Consider the following 18,802-nt stretch of genomic DNA (forward strand, 5'->3'; position numbering starts at 1 on the left):
AACGGATTGGTTAGTATGCAAATGGTTAGCAAGTAGCGAAAAGAATTCACTATTTGCTAACCAAAGCAATTACCGTTTTTTCGGTTGATGATTATTTTGTAGCTTTTGCTTTAACAACAAGCTCCATTTCATCATTGATGAATTTATCTTTCAAATCACCAAAAACTGATTTTGAAGCGTAATTAACACCAAAATCTACACGGTTGATTTTGAAGGCTTTTGATTCGATGTTTACTTCCGTATCCGTAACAGTAACTGTTGCAGGGAAAGAAACTTCTTTTGTAATTCCTTTGATTGTTAAATCACCTACAACGTTTGTTCCGTCAAAAGATTTGAATTCAAATGTAGCTGTAGGGAATTTTTTAACATTGAAGAAATGGTCTTCAGCTTCTTCTTTTCCTGTTCCTTTTAAGTGACCTTCCAAATCTTCTTTTCCGTCACCGGCAGCCAAATCCAAAACAGTGATTGTATTCATATCAATAATGAATTTACCATTTGTAATAGTTTGGTTTTCAATGTTTACCCCACCTTCGGTAACGTTTACGATTCCGTTGTGTTTTCCTGTTGGTTTTGTACCAACCCACTCAATAACAGATGTAGGAGCTACTGTGTAAGCAAATTTTGCTTCTTCTTTCTGAACTTTTTCAGCTTCTGTTTGCATTTGCTCTGCTTGAGTAGCTGTTTCAGCTTTTTGCTGTGTATTTGTGTTGTTACAACTTGTTAGCGTAAGAGCGGAAATTACCACTGCACTTAATACGATTTTCTTCATAAATAGATAGAGTTTATTAATTAATAATTCCGCAAAGTTATGCGATTAATTTGAAATGACTGGTTAAATAAATGTTAAACAAGATGTTTTACTAAGGATTTATGTCTGTTTAACCTGATTGTTTTTAATTGTATTATTTTGATTTACAGATTATTTTATGATTTGTAAAGGGAAATGGCAACTAAAAAACAATACTTTTCCCAAAATCATTATTTAAATATATTCTAAATAAAAATAAAATACTATATTTGCCCCGATTTAATCTAAAATATTTGTAGGATATGAAAAAGCTATTTGTCGTTTCGTGTTTGGTTTCTCTTTTTTCGGTAGGAACAAATGCTCAGAACAAAAAAGATGTTGAAGCCATAAAAAATATGTGTGGCTGTTATGAGGTAACTTTCCGTTATGCGGAAACTTTTCAGTATGGTGCGGATTCTACGTATGTGCCTTCAAAATCAAGTCGTTCCAAAGCATTGGAATGGGTAGAACTTATTGAAGATAGCAAAAAGAAGCTCGTTTTGCAACATTTGCTCGTGGTTGGGAAAAGAGATAAACAGCACGTTATCAAGCATTGGCGACAAGATTGGATTTATGAAAATACCGACCTTTTAAAATATCAAAAAGACAATGAGTGGAGCAGTTATTCTTTGCCCAAATCGGCGGTGAAAGGGCAATGGACACAAAAAGTATATCAAGTAGATGACAGCCCTCGTTACGAACAAACTGCTACTTGGGTTCACGTGGACGGAAAAAGTTTCTGGGAGAGCGAAGCAGCTGCTCCTATGCCACGACGCGAACAAGAAATCCGAAGTGATTACAACATACTTTTAAGACGTAACCGACACGAAATCACCAATTATGGCTGGTTGCACGTGCAAGACAATGATAAGGTTTTACGTCGTGATGGCAAAGATGATTTGGTAATTGCACAGGAGCGAGGCTACAATACTTACAAAAAAGTAGCTGACGAAAAATGCAAAGCAGCTCAGGAATTCTGGCAGAAAAACAAAGAAAAATGGGCTTTGGTTCGCAACCATTGGGATGCTGCTTTCGCTCAAAAAGGAAATCTTAAAGTGGAAGAAAAAGTTGATGGCAAGGCATTGCACGAACATCTTTTTAATGAAGAAAAATACAAAACCAAGGAACAAATAGATGCTATTATGGATGTTTACATAAGCACAAAAAAATAATTATAGTATAAACACTAACTATGAAAAACATTAAAGCACGCTTCTTAATACTTTTATTGTTCTGTTTTGGATTTTCTTTCGCGGATTTGTACGCTCAACAGCCACCACCTCGCAAGGGAACGCTTTCGGGTAAAGTGATTTACACTGACGGAACGCCCGCCGATATGGTTACGGTATTTATCAAAAGTGTGAACAGATACACCCAAACCGATGAGGAAGGATTCTTCAAAATAGAACATTTACCCATTGGGAAACATTATGAAATTGAAGTTAAAACCTTTGGTAATGAAAGTGTTAAGGTTAAGGTGCATTTCACAAAGAGCAATCAACAAATTACCATAAGGCTCAATAACAACCAAGGAATTTCGCTTGGCGAGGTTGCCGTTTCGGGTAGCAGTAAGGGCAGGCAAGCCAAAGAACAAGGCTATGCGATGAATGTTATCAGCACTAAAGAAGCCATTTTACAGAACATCCAAACTACGGAACTTTTGGGGCGTTCGGCGGGGGTGAAAATACGTCAGTCGGCGGGGATGGGTTCGGATATTTCCTTCAACCTGAACGGACTTACGGGCAATTCGGTACGGATTTTCATTGACGGAATCCCCATACGCAATTACGGGCGTTCGTTTTCACTCAGTAGCATTCCGCCATCAATGATTGAACGCATTGAGGTTTACAAAGGAGTGCTTCCTGCAGAGCTTTCGGAAGATGCCTTGGGCGGAGGAATCAACGTGGTTTTAAAGAAAGAAATGAGCAATTCGCTTACCACGTCGTACTCCTACGGGTCGTTCAATACGCATCAATGGGACTTAAACGGAACATATCGCGATAAAAAATCGGGCTTTACGGCTAATTTGTCTTCCTTTTATAATTATACGGATAACAATTACAAAGTATGGGGCGAAACCATTTATGTTACCGACAACACTACGGGCGAATATACGCACGTAAAAGCCAAGCGTTTTCACGATAAATATTATTCGTCAGGGATTAAGTCGAACTTTGGTTTCACGCGTAAAAAGTGGGCAGATGAATTCCTGCTTGGGTTTATGTTTTCTGAAACAGAGAAAGACATACAAACAGGAGCCACAATGCAAGTGGTTTACGGTAATCGCCGAACCGAGTACAATAGCCGTATGGCAAGTTTGCAGTACAAGAAAAACGATTTGTTTTTCAAAGGATTGGACGTAAGCACATTTACTACCTATTCCAAAACCAACAGACAAGTAATTGACACAGTTCCTTATATATACACTTGGGAAGGCAAAAGAGCCATCGGGCGTAACGGGAAAGAGCTTACTTGGCAACAAGGAGCCGAAGCAGGAGCCCCCACCTTGGCAATGAACGATGAGCGTAATCTTGCCAATCGTTCTAACGTTCATTATCACATCACCAGAAATCACGCTGTTGGGGTGAGCTATTTTTTAGGAGCTTTTACCCGTGATATTGATGACCCGACCTTACCTCAGCATATTCGCAATAGGCTTGATCAACGCAAGTACAACAAGCAAATCATCGGTTTTAATTACGATTTGAATTTATTCAGCAATAAACTAAAGGCATCGTTATTCTATAAATTATACAGGCAGAAAGTATATTTGACCGAATATGATGTAGTTCGAAGACCTAACGGAACTGTTGATGAGAAGGTTATCGTACACGACCGAAAAATAAATGATAAAGGTTACGGAATGTCTCTTTCATATGCCATAACTCCTAAAATAATGGTTTCAGCTTCTGTGGAAAAAGCCATACGCCTGCCCGGAAGCACCGAACTTTTAGGAAATACCAGCGAAGGCGTTACTACCAATCTGTCATTAAAACCCGAATACAGCAACAATGCCAATTTGGGGCTTACCTTAAATGCTTTCATTTTTGGCAAACACGAAATAGGAGGAGAAATAAACCTTTTTATACGGGACATACGGGATATGATTCTGCGTGGAGTGCCTCGTACGAATGATGATTTCTTCCGATTTGAAAACTTAGGAAAAGTTATCAGCAAAGGAGCCGATGCCGAACTGCGTTACAATTGGAATAAGCGTCTTTTCATCAATGCGAATGTTTCTTATACAAATGCACTCTTTAATTTGGAACACGACCCTGACACAGGCTTAAAATATGCTCATTACCGAACCCGATTGCGTAACACGCCCTATTTCACAGCCAACGTAAATGCCGAATATTTGCTTAATGATTTGATTCAGAAGAAATCACGATTGGCAATCAACTATAATTTCGGTTATACGCACGAGTTTTTCAAAGAATGGGAAGTATATGGAGCGGTAGGCAAAGCCATCATTCCTACGCAACCTTTGCACGATGTGGGGCTTACTTACACCTTCCCGAATCAAAAATGGACACTGGCATTCAACGCCAAAAACATATTTGATACACAGGTATTTGACAATTTCGCTCTGCAAAAACCCGGGCGAGCTATTTTCGGGAAATTAACATTTTCTGTATTTTAAAAAAGTTAATCATCAAAAATTAAATAACAATGAAAAAACATCTTTTGAACATAATGCTGTTCTTTATGGGTTGCTTAGCGATGCAAGCCCACACGGTATGGATAGAAACGGAAAGTAGTGGAAAATTAAACAAACCGCATCAGGTTAAGGTCTTCTTCGGAGAGCCCGACAGCCCTACTTTTACCGAAAAATGGTTTTCGGATATTAAAGATTTGGAACTCTTGTTGATACATCCTTCGGGAAAGAAAGAAATCTTGAGTAAAAGCCAACAAGAAAGCTATTATTTGGCATCGTTTATTCCTGCTGAAAAAGGCGTTTACACCCTTTCGGTGAAGCATTTGGTAAAAGATACCTTTAAAGAAATGAAAATTACGTATCAGTCGGTAGCTTTTGTAAGTGTTGGCACGAAAGAAGTTTCAGAACTTACTTTGGGTGAATTGCCTTTGCAGCTTTCGTTTGATACTTCAGCAGTGAAAGTAAACGGCAGCAAAACTTTTAAAATGCTGAAAGAAGGCAATGTTGCTGCGAAAGAACGTGTTAGCATCACTTCCCAAAACGGCTGGGCGATGGCATACCGCAGCGACAGCAACGGCAGAATAAAATTCAATCCGCTTTGGAAAGGAAATTATTTGCTGGAGTTTTCGTGGTCAAACAAAGAGGAAGGCAACCACAACGGAAAACCTTACAAAGTGAACTATCACACTGTTAATTACTTGATTAAGGTAAAGTAATTTCAGGAAAAACAGACAAAAAACATTTTTATAAACAGAATAATCACTAATAATAATTTATAATGAAAAACAGAAATTTAACATCAAAAATGATAGCCTTGACAGTAGTTGGGGCAGGATTATTGGCAACAAGTTGCAAGAAAGATGACGGACCCGAACCGGAATCGGTAATTGACGCTAACTTCCACGTAGCTTACGGGGTTGGCTATGAGAAAAATGCAAGTGCTTATGCAATGCCTTTCAATAGTTTAAAAGAGGGTAATCTCACTTTTGAAGGAAGAGGAAAAGCTCTTGAAAACACCAGAACTCACCGTTTGTATGGTTCTTCTGACGGGAAAATATTGTATGATTTGGAATATGGTGAAGGAAGAATCGTAAAATATGTCGTATCAACACCTTCGCAATTATATAATGTAGAAAAAGCTCTTAGCATTACCAATACTATAGGAACGCCATATCCGCGTTGGCGTGTAATTGATGACCGAAATGCACTTCTTTTTAATGTTGTTTCGAAACACGAAGAAAAGAAATCGGGAGGAATTACCAGCAAAGCGGCTTCAACTTTGCGTATTGTTCATATATCACTTCCTGATTTAACCTTAGGTGAGGTAAAAGAGGTAGAGCTTCCGGCAGGTATTTCATCTGACAAATTACCTGACGCTCACATCTGGCGTGTGGATAATGCCATCATTCACAACGGGAAAGTATATATTGGGACAGCCGTACAAGGTTTTGACGGAACGAAGATTGTGAAAACGCGTCAGTACGGTACGGGTGAGAGCTTGGTGGCACATCCGGCAACTGCTTTGGTACTTGATTTTCCTTCATTCCAAAATCCGAAAATCACTACCTCTACTTTGGGTAACGGAGAAACTTATGGTTATCGTGCTCCTTCTTTCTTTACAGATGAAGCAGGTGATGTGTATAACGTAAGTATGGAAGAATCACGTATTTTAAAAATCAATCCGCAAACGGGTGAATATGACAATACATATGATTTTGATTTGGCAAAAGCCTTAGGAATGAATAAAGTAGGCGGAACAGGTATTTTTTATGTGAAAGATGGTATTGCGTATATGCCGTTTTATGATTCAGAAAAAGGAAGACAACCTGCTGATGCTGCTTGGGGAGTGGCTCGTGTAGATTTGAAAGCCAGAACAGCAATCAAAATGAACTTGCCCGAAAAACTTTGGTTAAATTACTATCAATCTGCCAAAGTAGGCAAAGACGGTAAGCTTTATATGGCGATTGCTCCTGTTGAAGGTACAGGGAATATTTATATTTTCGACCCAGCCAAAGCCGACCCTAACGGATTTGAAAAAGGTGCGACACTTCAAGTTTCAGGAGAGGGCTTCTATATGGGAGTATATTAAAGTTTTTACATAACAAAGAACGAAGAGGCTATCGCAAAGTGATAGCCTTTTTGTATTTTCGGGAAAAAGTTGTAATTTTACGGGGTTATTCTTAAAAAAAGAAGCTGCGAAATAAAAACAAATTATGAAACGAAAAATCACTATAAAGGACATTGCAAAGGAATTGGACGTGAGCGTTTCAACTGTTTCTAAGGCAATTAATGACAGTGATGAAATCAGTGATGAAACAAAACAACGCGTAAAAGCCTTGGTGGAACTGTATGATTACAAGCCTAATAGCGTTGCCTTGAGCCTGAAAAGCAAAAAATCCAAAACAATTGGGCTTATCATTCCTGAAATTGCACACGATTTCTTTTCAATGGTAGTGAAAGGAATAGAAAGTGTTACCAATGAAAAAGGATACAAGATAATCGCTTGTTTTTCAAATGAATTGCTTGAGCAAGAAGTGAAAAATATTGAAACTTTAGTACAAACAGGCATTGACGGATTCATTGTAGCTCTTTCCAAAGAAACACAACAAAAGAAAGATTACCGACATTTGCGTGAAGTGCTCAATCAAGAAATTTCCTTAGTTTTGATTGACCGTGTGGCTCAGGATATTTACTGTGATAAAGTAATTGTTGATGATGCAATGGCTTCATACAAAGCAGTTAATCATTTGATAAACAGTGGGTATCATCGTATCGGGATATTGACCATACCTGATTACATCAGTGTGGGGAATTTACGCACACAAGGTTACAAAAATGCGTTGCAAGATGCTAACATATCGGTTGATGAAAATCTGATTTTGGCTATTGAGGATATCCATTCCGATGGGGAAATATCCGATTTTTTTAACACACGTAAGTTCGATGCTTTATTGTGCAGCAATGAATTTTTAGCAGTAAAAGCTTTGCGAGAAGCTCACGACAGAAACATTAAAGTGCCTGAGCAACTGGGAGTTGTAACTTTTGCAGACGGGTTTTTGGCAAAAAATTCATATCCGAAACTTACAGCAATTGACCAACACGGAATAGAGATTGGTAAAAAAGCCGCAGAACTTCTCATAGAAAGAACCGAAAGTAAGGATAAGGAACGAAATTATCGGACAGAAATAATAAAAACCTCATTAGTAGTCAGAGAATCAACAAGATAATGAATATGTAGAGATATTCTGAATGATTTCAGAAAGTATTTATTAGTAGTTTAAAACAAATGAAGAAATATTTAATAGCAGGGTTAGGAAATATCGGGTTGGAATATAAAAATACACGTCATAATATTGGTTTTAAGGTAGTTGACCATTTGGCAGAAAAGCATAACGTTACCTTTACCACGCAAAGATTGGGCGATATTGCCGAATTAAAGCATAAAGGGCGTACTTTCATTCTGTTAAAACCTTCTACTTATATGAATCTCAGCGGAAAAGCAGTTCGTTATTGGTTGGAGAAGGAAAATATTCCTATTGAAAATCTGCTTGTTGTTACCGATGATTTGAATTTGGCTTTTGGAACCATTCGCATTAAAGCAAAAGGCAGTGACGGAGGGCATAACGGGCTTAAAGATATTCAGGCTCAGCTTGGAACCACTGTGTATGCACGTTTCCGCTTCGGGATAAGTAATGATTTCACAAAAGGAAAACAAGTGGATTATGTTCTGGGGCAATGGAACGAGGAAGAGGAAAAATTACTTACCGAGCGTTTGGAAAAAAGTGCCGAAGCGGTGCTTTCTTTCGGCTTGGCAGGGCTAAACATTACAATGAATACGTTTAACAACAAGTAAAAACATAAAAATCAGCTAAATAAGTGTAATACAATGGCTTTACATCACATATATTTAATTATTCATCTGCTTGCTGCAACTATCTGGGTAGGAGGGCATTTGGTGCTTGCGATTGGTTTTTTGCCCAAAGCATTGAAAAACAGAGATTTTGGCTACATTCAAAGATTTGAAAAAACGTACGAACCTATCGGGATGCCTTCTCTTCTGTTGTTGGTCGTTACCGGAATTTTGATGGCTTATAATTTTGGTGCGGAAATCGGAAGTTGGTTTTCGTTTTCTTCGTCTATTGAAACCGTTGTTTCGTTGAAAATCACTTGTTTGCTGATTTCGGTTTGCTTTGCCATAAGTGCTCAAACTCGTGTGTTGCCTCAACTACGCAAAGGAAATATCAAAAAACTGCCTGAAATGGCATTTCACATCATTTCCGTAACTACTTTAGGGGTGATAATGGTTATTTTAGGGAGTTTTGTTCGTTATGGAGGAATCAATCTGTAACTGAAATGACCTAAAAAATATCCTCAATACAAGATTAATTCCTCCAATAGAATTAGTTTTACAACTTATTAATTTTCAAGTTTTTGATTCTTCCTTGGAAGCTGTTTTGGTTTGAACTTCCGATGTATTGCAATGGGAAGATAAGCGTTTGCTGAATGTATATTTTATTTTTTCCGTTGTTGGTGCTGTGCGTTTTTCCTTCCAATCGTTCGGATTGTTTGCCGTTTACGTAAAGCGATGTTCCTTTGTAATCGCCTGAAATTCCAAAATTGTACCATTTTCCAAAACCGAATTTCTCCGCAAAATAGTAGGTATATCCATCACGACTAAAACCAATTTGGAATTGCTCTCCTTCTTTTTTGATGTGAATTTTGCTGTCGTGTCCTTCAAAAAGTGTGGCTCCATCGATAGTTTTTTCTAACAGAAGCAAGCTAAAATCCACCCGATAATCATAGCCAATTTCCAAAATAGGTGTTTTGATAAAGCTTTCTTTTGATTTGAAAATTAGCGATTTATCTTTTTTGTTTATAGCGATTTTATTTCTTTGGAGTTCGTTGTATTCATTTTCGGATAAATCTTTTTCTTTTTTGCTGTTAAGTGCATAATGCATTACCAAATTCGTTTTGGAAGAAATTTTTCCGCTTAGATTAACTTGCGGAGCTTCTCCCATACGGTCGGAAAGTTTTTTGAACGTATCGAAGTTTACGGAAGTGTTGCGTTTCCACATTTTTTCAGCCAATACTTTCACTGCCGGAAGCGTGCGGATGTGTACATCTTGCTGACTGATGCCATTGCCACAGTGGTCGTTCCACACGGCGAACATTCCGCCAAGAAGCCCTTTTGTGCCTTCGGCGAGTGTTTCTTTCCGATTTACTTTTTCGGGTGTCCATTCTTCATAAAGCCATTTTTCGTCCAGAAAATCACGATAATAACCCGCCGCCGGCACGATATATAGCCACGTATCACACGTTGAGATGAGTTTGTAACCGTCTTTTAGCGAAAGTTCGGGGTCAACCCAGTCGTACGACCAAGCGTTTACCACCACATTTTCCGAATGTACGGGCGTTTCGCCTTTTAGCCAACGCAATCCGCCCCACATACGCACGTTTTTGCCCAATTTCTGAATGTATTTTAGGTATCTGTCCGTAAATTCGCGGTATTTTTCCGACTCGCGTTTGTCGTATTCGTCCGTACCGATATGAACATCAGCACCCACAAATACAGGATTTCCTCCGTTTAAATATTCGGCATAAAGGGCATCGACAAACTTGTAAGTTTCAGGATGATACAAATCCAAATGGTCTCTGCCGTATTTGTCGCTTCCTATTTCGGGTTTGTAATGTGTAAAAGCCAGTGAATGAGCTGGCACGTCAATTTCGGGAATTACATTAACGCCGTAAAGCATTCCCATTCGCTGTAAATCACGAAATTCATCTTTGGTGTAATGCCCGTCTTTGGCTGCAAGTCCCGGAAATACATCACTTTGCAAGCGAAAAGCCGAATAGGTTTTGTCCCAATCATCGTTGTAGAAAACCTTAAAACCGTTGTCGTTCAGGTGAATTTGAAATTCGTTGATTTTGTAATATGACAGAATTTTGATGTAATCTCTTAAATAATCAATGGTGAAGAATTTACGCCCCACGTCGAGCATAAATCCGCGATGGGAATACATCGGAAAATCGTTAATTGTTCCCTTCGGAAGATTTGTGCCTCCGTTTTCGAGCATTTGCAAGAGCGTTCGAGTTGCCCAAAAGATTCCTTTTGTGTTTGAAGCTGTTACAGTAATATTTTCATCAATGTCGATACGATAACCTTCCTCAGGAATGGACGTGTCGCTACTCAACGTAAAAAAAATATAACTTGACTGAGGTTGTACAAATTTGAATTGGTTACGGATGCCATATTCCGTTCGTAAATCATTGATAAATACTGAAATGTAGCTTTCTAATTGCGGAAAATTTTTATCGACAATTATTTGAGTGTTTTGCGAGAGGACAAAAAAACCTGTTTTTCCTTCCCATTGTTGTACGGACGGAATCACTTCCGGTTTTGGGTTGGTTTGTTGGGCTTTTGCCAATCCTATGCAAAAAAGCGGTAAAGCAAGTAAAAAGATGTGTAGTTTCATAATAAATGTTGGTTTCGTATTATGGCAAAACGCCAAGCCACAAAGATAATGAAACCCCACCACAGAAGCAAAGTTCAAGGTGTAAAAAGGAAAAACACAAGGTAATAAATAGGCAAAAACCTTCAACAGAGAAGATGCTCCGTTAAAGGTTTTGTTCAAAATAAATTACACGTTTTTAGTGTTTTCTATTCTGACTTTGGATTATGAAGACCTATTCTTAGAATATATTTTTCATCTTTGTCTTTTAAAACTAAGCCGTTTTTATCAATGTCATACAAATGCTGTCCTTCTTGAAGTGGTTCAAGGGTTTTTAATAAGGTTTCGGAAGAAGGTAATTTGAAAATGATATTGTCTTCTCCGTTTCTTCTGAACTCAATGGAGAGTTCTTCACCTTTTTCATAAGCAGGAATATTTATGGTCGTACCTCCGTTATTAAAGAAAAATTGGTTTTCTGAAAGGATATTTTTCTTGTTCAATCTTCTTAAAAATCCTCTTCCTGTGTTGGCAGATTGTCCTGCGATGGTTTGTAAATTATCTTTTATAACCAAATCAAAACTGATTCTTCCTGTGTCAAATTTTTTGAAATATTTTGAGTAGATAACCGTTCTGAAAGTTTCGTTTGTACCTAACTCTCTTAATTTGTAGGCAATAGCAATACCTGGGTTGTCTTTATCGTAAGCAGCACCTTCGGTTACGAACTTTTTGATTTGCTCAATACTTGTGATGGCTTCGCCTCCAAGTCGGGCATTTCCTCCCAAAACACGTCCCGTGATTTTTGATGATTTTTGCAAGTCGCTGTACGCTACTTCCGCATTAGCATCAAAGGTTTTGTTCATAATAGAAGCATTGATTTTTGCTTCTGCTTCTTTTTTGCTTAAACTGGTTTCTATCCCCAAAAGAAGCACTCTACCCATTTTAATGGAAGAAATGTAAACAGGCTTTACATCGCCGAAAGCAGTTCTGTAATCAAAATCTTCGGAGAAGAAATCAGACGCTTTGGCAGGAATATCAAGGTCAACGGTGTAGAAAACTTGCTGAATTTTTACCAAAAAACGCGTTTTTTCTTTGTCGTACTTGAATCCTGTGCTTGCACTTACTTGTGTGGCTGTTCCGTTGTAGCTACCGCCCAAAGCAATTTTCAGATGTTGCTCATCGTGTACCTCTTCGTAAGAATAAGAAATATTGGCAGGAGGAAGCTGAAAATCTTTTTCTAACAGACCGCTTATTGCCGTACGCACGGTTGAAAGTTTCGGATTATCAATGGTGATTGAAGGGTTTGTTCCTTGTTTTCCTTGTAGGGAAACGGATAACGTTATAGGCTTTCTGGGAGCGGCAATCGGTAGGTATGACCCATCAACTACGGTTCTGGCTTTTACCAAAGCCCCAGGATAGAAAATTTCTTGGTCGTCAGAGAATAAAAGCTGTTCTTCAAACTGTTTTGCTTGTTCGTATTGTTCTCCTTCTCCTGAAACAGCCAACCTTTTGGCAAACATTGAAGCGGGTCTTGATGAGGCAGAGGTTACCAATCTTTCCGCGAAAGGAGTGATTTGCTCAACGGAAGGCAACGAACTTATGAATCCGTTTACATTTTCAATAGCATTTGGATTTTCAGCATTTTCTGCCTTTTGGCAAGAAAAAAGTACTGCTGATGACAAAGCAAATAAGGCTGCTTTTACTGAAATTTGTGTTTGCATATAATATAATTTAATTATTAATTTTCGTTGTTTTTTTACAGTTTGTTATTGCTGTAAAGTGAGTTATTAAATTGTTAGTAGTAGTATGTAGTATTTATATGCGTTGTGAATGTTTTTCGGTTTATATGCGAAACCACAAAGTAATTTAGTAAAAGAACTGATAATGAGTTTATTTTCCGAAAGAAAATCGTAAACCGAAATTCAAGTGAAAATTAAACGGTCTGTCTTGATAAATAGTTTTTATTGGTGTGTTATTGCTGAAATAATAACTTATACTGGGTTCGGCATAAACACCAATCAATGATGAAAAGTTATATTGGAAACCAACCGATGCATTGGCTGACCATTGCAAAGGGTCTATTTTAATGTTTTCGTTCTCATTTTGTTGCATAACTCCGTCAAAGAAATGTGTTTTGTTAAGCGTTCCTGATACATTTTTTTCGGCAAGCATTCCCACAGCGGAATACAATTCAAAACCTTTCCAAGAAAGCACTTGATATTTCAGATTAAGTGGCAATCCTACGAAATGGAGCTTCTGCTCACTGGTGAAATAATAAGTATCACTTCCTTCTTGTAAATCGGAAACTAAACGCGTATAAGTCAAACCACTTTCCAAAGCAAAACGATTGCTGAACTTGTAAGCGAACAAAATCCCTGTGCGAATAGGCAATCGGTGTTTGGCTTCGGTTTGCATCGTTTCGCCATTGCTGAAAGCAAGCGTTCCCAGTAGCGGACTGTCTTTCCACATCATTTCTTCCGTGTCGGCGTTTACAGCGGTAAATTCGCTTGTAAGTTCGGGTTTATTGCTTAAAGATGAGCCCATTCCGCCAGAGGTAAAAATCCCGAAAGACATCCGATTCCGTAAAATTTTCTGATTATCAACCTCTGCAACTTCTTCTAACGGAAGTTCCTCGCTGGATACTATTTTCTCCTGATGTTCTTTGGGTTGCGATATTACAGCCCAAGTATCTTTTCGTGTTTTTGTTTCAGGCTGATTGTCGGTTTTGTCTTCTTTTATGGCGATGAAAAACTCATCAACAGCTTCCTTTTCAGACGAAACTTTTCTTTTTGTTTTGGAAGAAGAAGCAACACTTTCCAACTCGTTTGAATTTGTAATTTCATCAGTAAGTACTTCTTTTTTATCGTTTTCAGTTGGGGAAGTTGGCAATTTTTTGTCAATATTTTTAACTTCTTCCGAAATATTTGTTATAACAGAATTTGATAATTCTTTTTCGCTGTTGAAATAATGATTTAGCGTCAAAACAAAGGCTAACACGGCGGCTGCGGCTGCGAAACGCTTCGTCCATAGGAACAAAACGGCTCGTCGGTGTTTTTTGTTTTTTTGTGACATTTTCGCCTGAATGCCTTCCCACAAACCATCGGGTTCATCGGTTTGATAGTCAGTCATTTGTTTTTGTATGTCTTTTAACCATTTTTCTTTCATAACGAAACAGAATTAAGGGTTCGGTATTGTTTAATTTTGTCAGCCAATAAAAGTTTGGCTCTGTGAAATTGAGATGCAGAGGAGTTTTCCTTGATGTTTAACAACGCTGCAATTTCTTTGTGGCTTTTTTCTTCAATCACATAAAGGTTGAAAATGGTACGATAGCCGTCGGGCAACTCTCGAATCATTTGATGAATAACATCAGATGGAATGCCCGAAGTATCAGGTTCTTCGTCAATAGCGTCCATTTTTTCTTGTTTGAGTTCAACGAACATTGCTTGGCTGTTTCGTTTCATAAATTTGAGCGTTTCATTAACGATAATTTTGGTCATCCAACCTTTGAGCGAACCAACACCACGATATTCAAATGAACTCACGGACGAAAATATTTTCAGAAATCCTTCTTGAAGCACATCTTTAACATCTTCTTCATCTTGTAAATAACGAGAACAAACAGCGGTAAGATATCTGACGTATTTGCAGTATATCTCCCTCATCGCCTGCTCACTACCTTTTTGTATTTCAAGTAGAAGCATTTGTTCATTATCGTTATCGTTTGATGTCATCCTTTCAATTATGATTCCTTTTTTGGTATTTTAACGAAGTGGACTTTACTTACAAGTCCACTTCGTTTACTTTAAAAGGGAATATTTAGATATTTTTCTTGTACTAAGCTATATTTTTATTTACAAATTTTCACTTTTTTGTGAATGTTACCGCACAGAAATGGATTTTTACCGGTAAAAGTCCATTTTGGTGTAATGAAAAATCATTTATTATCAGTAAGAATTGATTTGTGTTCGGTAAAAACCCATTTCTATGCGGTAAATTCTTGTTTTTGGTGGCTTAGAATTTGTTTTTTGTACGATTTCAGTTAAAAAGCAATACTATTAAGGATTATTAGGACGAAGCTGCAAATCAAATTCAGCAGATTTTTCGCCATTGAATGATTTCCATTTGAGTTTTAGTTTCACTTTTTGTGCATCTTTTCGAGGTAATTCATTCAAATTAAATGCGATAAGAGCTTCTCCCATAGGTCCGCCAACGTCACCTTTGGCATCGTGTCGTAACTCCACCTCATACGGATTCTCAGAATTGGCACCAGTAAGTAAATTGATGCTGTGCTTCACATTTGCTCGGCTCCATTGTGTGCGAACTCGTAAGGTTAGGTAACCATCTTCGGCAACTGTTAGCCAATCTCTCACAATTTCGATAGGGTCGTTTCCGTATTTGGCATCGTTTTCTGCTCCTAAATCAGGCACAGGTTTTTTGGTTCTGATGCTGTCTATCCAATTGATGTGCACATTTTCAATTTTCTGTTTTGTGTCAGTTTTTTCTTTTGTGTAATTTACCAATGCTCGCACCTCTTTATCTTTAAAAGGAGATTTTTTCATATTGGTAGGATTCAATCGGGTAACATCATCCAGTTGAAGGAAAAAACTTCCGTCAGACTGTGGTCGTACGGTTACTACGGCAGTAGGGCGTAGCGTATCAATAATGTTATCATCTTTGAGGCAAGACTGCAAGGAAAGAACAGCCGCGAAAAGCCCCAAAACATACTTTGAAAATTTAATCTTGTTCATCGCAATTTGTTTTTAATGTTATTCATCTTAGTAAATCCCATTATTGACAAATCTTGCACCAAGAATTAAATTTTAACTAAATTTTACATTTTAAGAAATGTATTTTTGTATGCCTTTTTAGTTAAAAATATTTTGTAAATAGCTGTTATATAGATTGTTTTACTTTTTTGATTTCCTGCTCAAAAATATTTTTAAATTCTGGGGTTGTAATTCCGTTTTCTTCCGAAAAATTCTCTTCGAAATTGGGTAAAGAGAAACTTCCTATGATTTCACCTCCGTGGAAAGGCATTCTGGCTAAGGCAATTTCCAAAACGGATTTTCCGCCTCTCGCTCCTGGGGATGTCGCCAAAAGGAAAAGTTTTTTGTCTGCAAAGCATTTTTGTTTGATGCGGGTTACCCAATCAAAAGTATTTTTGAAAGCCGCAGTGTATGCTCCGTTGTGTTCTGCAAAGGAAATCACGATTACGTCGGCAGATTGCCATTTTTCTAACAAATCCGAAGCCTTTGAGGGGATTCCATCTTCCTTTTCTTTATCCACGGAGAACAAAGGCATTTCATAATCGCGTAAATTGATGATTTCTACATCATTTGAAATTTGTTTGGCTGTAAATTCTGCCAATTTTTGATTGATGGAATTTTTGCTGGTGCTTGCACCAAAAGCTATTACTTTCATATTAAATACGTTTTTTGCAAAAATAATTCTTTAATTTAACAATTGAAAGAAATCATTGTAGTGAAACAAAATTTGCAGAAAACGACAGAAATCAAATCTTCCGAAAAAGTTAAAATATTTTCATATATTTGCGGATACTTTTTACCGATAAGAAAAAATAAAACATACATTATGCAATTATCCAAATTTAGCTTATTTGCTTTTCTTTTAGCTTTTCAGCTATCATTTTCGCAAAAAACTCCCGCGGATTATGTAAATCCGTTTATTGGCACGTCAAATTTTGGAGCTACACACCCGGGTGCCATTGCTCCGCGTGGGATGCTTAGTATTTCGCCTTTTAATGTGTCTTTCGATACCAAAGGAATTGAAAATCCGCTTGAGAAGGATAGTCGTTGGTTATCAAATCCTTATGTAAATGAAAATAAATTTTTGACAGGATTTACACACGTGAATATGAGCGGTGTAGGTTGTCCTGAATTGGGAGTTATCATCGCAATGCCAACCACCGGAAAGTTGGAAACAAATCACTTGAAATACGGTTCAACTTATAAAGACGAACAGGCTTCGGCAGGATATTACAGCACGCACATCGATAAATACAACGTCAAAACCGAAATGACAGCTTCAATGAGAGCCGGAGTGAGCCGTTATCATTTTCCGAAAGGAGAATCTAACGTGTTGATAAATTTAGGTTTAGGGCTTACGAATGAGCAAGGAGCGATGCTAAAAATCATTTCGCCAACCGAAGTACAAGGTGTACGAATGGTGGGTTCTTTCTGTTATAATAGTCCGGAATTGGCGTATCCTGTGTACTTTGTTGCAAAATTATCAAAACCGGCAGATTCGTACGGAGTTTGGCATAAACCTGAAAAATACGACGGAGTGGAAGCCGAATGGATGCTTTACAACGGAAAAACACGATTGAAAGAAGGCTTTACAAGAGAGGTAGTCGGTGACAGTATTGGAGCATATTTCCGATATAAATTCGATAAAGATGAGGTTGTGGAAATGAAAGTCGGGGTTTCATACGTGAGTATTGAAAATGCACGAGAAAATTTGGAGAAAGAAATTGGTAATAAGTCATTTGCAGAAGTTTACGAGCAAACTAAAAATGAATGGAATAAACAATTTCACGTAGCTCTGGAAGGTGGAACTGACGACCAAAAAACTATTTTTTACACAGGATTGTATCACGCACTTATTCATCCGCATATTTTTAACGATGTAAATGGTGACTATCCTGAAAGTTCTACCAATAAAATAGGAAAATCAAATGAGCGATACACGGTTTTTTCACTTTGGGATACATACCGAAATTATCATCAGCTAATGACTTTGCTTTACCCTGAGCAACAGCTTGGTATGGTTAGGACGATGCTGGATATCTATGATGAAAGCGGCTGGCTTCCGAAGTGGGAACTTAATTCTACCGAAACTTTCACAATGGTGGGCGACCCGGCAAGTATTGTGCTGGCAGACACGTATTTACGAGGGCTTACTGATTTTAATGTAGAGAAAGCTTACGAGGCGATGCTTAAAGGTGCTAACACGTTGAAAAATAATCCGATACGTTTGGGAGTAGAAGAATACTGGAATTTAGGTTATTTGAGCGTAGATGGAGGGGTGGCAGGACCTGTTTCCACTACGCAAGAATATAACATTGCTGATTTTGCAATCGCTCAGTTGGCAAAAAAACTTGGCAAAAAGAAAGATTTTGAACGATTTAGCAAACAATCGCTCTCATACCGAAAGTTATTTGATAAGCAAACCAAGTTATTGCGTCCACGTCACGCAGATGGAAAGTGGTATGCTCCTTTCAATCCTGAAAGTGGTGCTAATTTTGAGAAAAATGTGGGATATATCGAAGGAAATGCGTGGCAATATGTGTATATGGTGACTCACGATGTAAAAGGAATGATGCAAATGATGGGAGGAGCGAAAGCCTTTGAAAAACAGTTGGATTACATTTTTGATAAAGGACAGTATGATATGGCAAATGAGCCTGATATTGCGTATCCGTACCTTTATAATTATATAAAAGGAAGCGAGTGGAAAACACAAAAACGCGTACACGATTTGATTGAACAATATTTCCAAAATAAACCAGCAGGCTTGCCAGGGAATGAAGATACAGGTGTAATGTCGGCTTGGCTTATTTACGGAATGATGGGCTTCTATCCCGTAAGTCCAGGTGAGCCTATTTATACGTTTACTTCGCCAAAATTTAGTAAAATCACACTTGCTTTGGATAAAAAATACTATCCGAATGGCGAACTTACCATCGAATCGAACGCATCACCTGAAAATATTTATATTAAACGTATTTTTATAGACGAAAAACCTTATAATTCATACTTTATAACTCACGAACAGCTCAAAAAAGCTAAAAAAATACGTTTTGAACTAACAAATAATAGATAATATCTGTTGTAAGGAAATAAATTCTGAATAAATCACACGAAATCTGTTGTAGCGATTACTTACATTGAA

At 37.8% G+C, this 18,802-nt stretch carries 15 protein-coding genes; 8 read left to right on the forward strand and 7 right to left on the reverse strand.

Annotated elements, in window-relative coordinates; translation table 11 throughout:
- Nucleotides 1-91: 91 nt before the first annotated feature.
- Nucleotides 92-769: a YceI family protein gene (locus CGC58_RS07250; RefSeq protein WP_095896117.1), complete on the reverse strand. Its 678-nt coding sequence runs from the start codon at nt 767-769 to the stop codon at nt 92-94.
- Between the two features lie 281 nt (nt 770-1,050).
- On the opposite strand from CGC58_RS07250, the gene CGC58_RS07255 reads away from it, so the two are divergent.
- The 7 genes from CGC58_RS07255 (at nt 1,051) to CGC58_RS07285 (ending at nt 8,793) form a co-directional block, all read left to right on the forward strand.
- On the forward strand, nt 1,051-1,959 hold the full coding sequence (locus tag CGC58_RS07255) for a DUF6607 family protein (RefSeq protein WP_095896118.1): 909 nt from the start codon (nt 1,051-1,053) through the stop codon (nt 1,957-1,959).
- 20 nt (nt 1,960-1,979) lie between these two features.
- Nucleotides 1,980-4,430 (forward strand): TonB-dependent receptor, encoded by a 2,451-nt coding sequence (locus CGC58_RS07260; protein WP_095896119.1) that lies wholly within the window; start codon nt 1,980-1,982, stop codon nt 4,428-4,430.
- Between the two features lie 29 nt (nt 4,431-4,459).
- A complete protein-coding gene (locus tag CGC58_RS07265; RefSeq protein WP_095896120.1) occupies nt 4,460-5,161 on the forward strand; it encodes a DUF4198 domain-containing protein in 702 nt (233 codons plus the stop codon).
- A gap of 62 nt (nt 5,162-5,223) precedes the next feature.
- On the forward strand, nt 5,224-6,534 hold the full coding sequence (locus CGC58_RS07270; RefSeq protein ID WP_095896121.1) for a hypothetical protein: 1,311 nt from the start codon (nt 5,224-5,226) through the stop codon (nt 6,532-6,534).
- A gap of 124 nt (nt 6,535-6,658) precedes the next feature.
- Complete coding sequence (locus CGC58_RS07275; RefSeq protein ID WP_095896122.1) at nt 6,659-7,672, forward strand: LacI family DNA-binding transcriptional regulator; 1,014 nt, start codon at nt 6,659-6,661, stop codon at nt 7,670-7,672.
- A 59-nt stretch (nt 7,673-7,731) separates the two neighbouring features.
- Complete coding sequence (pth, locus tag CGC58_RS07280) at nt 7,732-8,298, forward strand: aminoacyl-tRNA hydrolase (protein WP_095896123.1); 567 nt, start codon at nt 7,732-7,734, stop codon at nt 8,296-8,298.
- Between the two features lie 33 nt (nt 8,299-8,331).
- The gene (locus CGC58_RS07285; RefSeq protein WP_095896124.1) at nt 8,332-8,793 is read left to right on the forward strand and encodes a copper resistance protein CopD; all 462 of its coding nucleotides are present in this window, start codon (nt 8,332-8,334) and stop codon (nt 8,791-8,793) included.
- A 58-nt stretch (nt 8,794-8,851) separates the two neighbouring features.
- On the opposite strand, the gene CGC58_RS07290 is transcribed toward CGC58_RS07285, so the two are convergent.
- The 6 genes from CGC58_RS07290 to CGC58_RS07315 form a co-directional block, all read right to left on the reverse strand.
- Nucleotides 8,852-11,077 (reverse strand): family 20 glycosylhydrolase, encoded by a 2,226-nt coding sequence (locus CGC58_RS07290; protein ID WP_232748807.1) that lies wholly within the window; start codon nt 11,075-11,077, stop codon nt 8,852-8,854.
- A gap of 26 nt (nt 11,078-11,103) precedes the next feature.
- Nucleotides 11,104-12,612: a thiol-activated cytolysin family protein gene (locus CGC58_RS07295; RefSeq protein WP_095896126.1), complete on the reverse strand. Its 1,509-nt coding sequence runs from the start codon at nt 12,610-12,612 to the stop codon at nt 11,104-11,106.
- Between the two features lie 169 nt (nt 12,613-12,781).
- Nucleotides 12,782-14,056 (reverse strand): outer membrane beta-barrel protein, encoded by a 1,275-nt coding sequence (locus CGC58_RS07300; protein ID WP_095896127.1) that lies wholly within the window; start codon nt 14,054-14,056, stop codon nt 12,782-12,784.
- The gene (locus CGC58_RS07305; protein WP_095896128.1) at nt 14,053-14,622 is read right to left on the reverse strand and encodes an RNA polymerase sigma factor; all 570 of its coding nucleotides are present in this window, start codon (nt 14,620-14,622) and stop codon (nt 14,053-14,055) included. The genes CGC58_RS07300 and CGC58_RS07305 overlap by 4 nt, the downstream gene beginning before the upstream one ends.
- Before the next feature lie 324 nt (nt 14,623-14,946).
- Nucleotides 14,947-15,639: a NigD1/NigD2 family lipoprotein gene (locus CGC58_RS07310; protein WP_095896129.1), complete on the reverse strand. Its 693-nt coding sequence runs from the start codon at nt 15,637-15,639 to the stop codon at nt 14,947-14,949.
- 145 nt (nt 15,640-15,784) lie between these two features.
- On the reverse strand, nt 15,785-16,312 hold the full coding sequence (locus CGC58_RS07315) for an NADPH-dependent FMN reductase (protein ID WP_095896130.1): 528 nt from the start codon (nt 16,310-16,312) through the stop codon (nt 15,785-15,787).
- 171 nt (nt 16,313-16,483) lie between these two features.
- On the opposite strand from CGC58_RS07315, the gene CGC58_RS07320 reads away from it, so the two are divergent.
- A complete protein-coding gene (locus CGC58_RS07320; RefSeq protein WP_095897155.1) occupies nt 16,484-18,733 on the forward strand; it encodes a GH92 family glycosyl hydrolase in 2,250 nt (749 codons plus the stop codon).
- Nucleotides 18,734-18,802: the final 69 nt, after the last annotated feature.

The organism is Capnocytophaga stomatis, from assembly GCF_002302635.1.
GTDB classification, from domain to species: Bacteria; Bacteroidota; Bacteroidia; order Flavobacteriales; family Flavobacteriaceae; genus Capnocytophaga; species Capnocytophaga stomatis.

Excerpts from the sequence above, each read along its gene's own strand:
- CGC58_RS07295 (WP_095896126.1), bottom strand. The coding sequence starts at position 12,612 with ATGCAAACACAAATTTCAGTAAAAGCAGCCTTATTTGCTTTGTCATCA.
- CGC58_RS07300 (WP_095896127.1), bottom strand. The coding sequence starts at position 14,056 with ATGAAAGAAAAATGGTTAAAAGACATACAAAAACAAATGACTGACTAT.
- CGC58_RS07310 (WP_095896129.1), bottom strand. The coding sequence starts at position 15,639 with ATGAACAAGATTAAATTTTCAAAGTATGTTTTGGGGCTTTTCGCGGCT.
- CGC58_RS07270 (WP_095896121.1), top strand. The coding sequence starts at position 5,224 with ATGAAAAACAGAAATTTAACATCAAAAATGATAGCCTTGACAGTAGTT.
- CGC58_RS07305 (WP_095896128.1), bottom strand. The coding sequence starts at position 14,622 with ATGACATCAAACGATAACGATAATGAACAAATGCTTCTACTTGAAATA.
- CGC58_RS07260 (WP_095896119.1), top strand. The coding sequence starts at position 1,980 with ATGAAAAACATTAAAGCACGCTTCTTAATACTTTTATTGTTCTGTTTT.
- CGC58_RS07265 (WP_095896120.1), top strand. The coding sequence starts at position 4,460 with ATGAAAAAACATCTTTTGAACATAATGCTGTTCTTTATGGGTTGCTTA.
- CGC58_RS07320 (WP_095897155.1), top strand. The coding sequence starts at position 16,484 with ATGCAATTATCCAAATTTAGCTTATTTGCTTTTCTTTTAGCTTTTCAG.
- CGC58_RS07315 (WP_095896130.1), bottom strand. The coding sequence starts at position 16,312 with ATGAAAGTAATAGCTTTTGGTGCAAGCACCAGCAAAAATTCCATCAAT.
- CGC58_RS07250 (WP_095896117.1), bottom strand. The coding sequence starts at position 769 with ATGAAGAAAATCGTATTAAGTGCAGTGGTAATTTCCGCTCTTACGCTA.
- CGC58_RS07255 (WP_095896118.1), top strand. The coding sequence starts at position 1,051 with ATGAAAAAGCTATTTGTCGTTTCGTGTTTGGTTTCTCTTTTTTCGGTA.
- CGC58_RS07285 (WP_095896124.1), top strand. The coding sequence starts at position 8,332 with ATGGCTTTACATCACATATATTTAATTATTCATCTGCTTGCTGCAACT.
- pth (WP_095896123.1), top strand. The coding sequence starts at position 7,732 with ATGAAGAAATATTTAATAGCAGGGTTAGGAAATATCGGGTTGGAATAT.
- CGC58_RS07275 (WP_095896122.1), top strand. The coding sequence starts at position 6,659 with ATGAAACGAAAAATCACTATAAAGGACATTGCAAAGGAATTGGACGTG.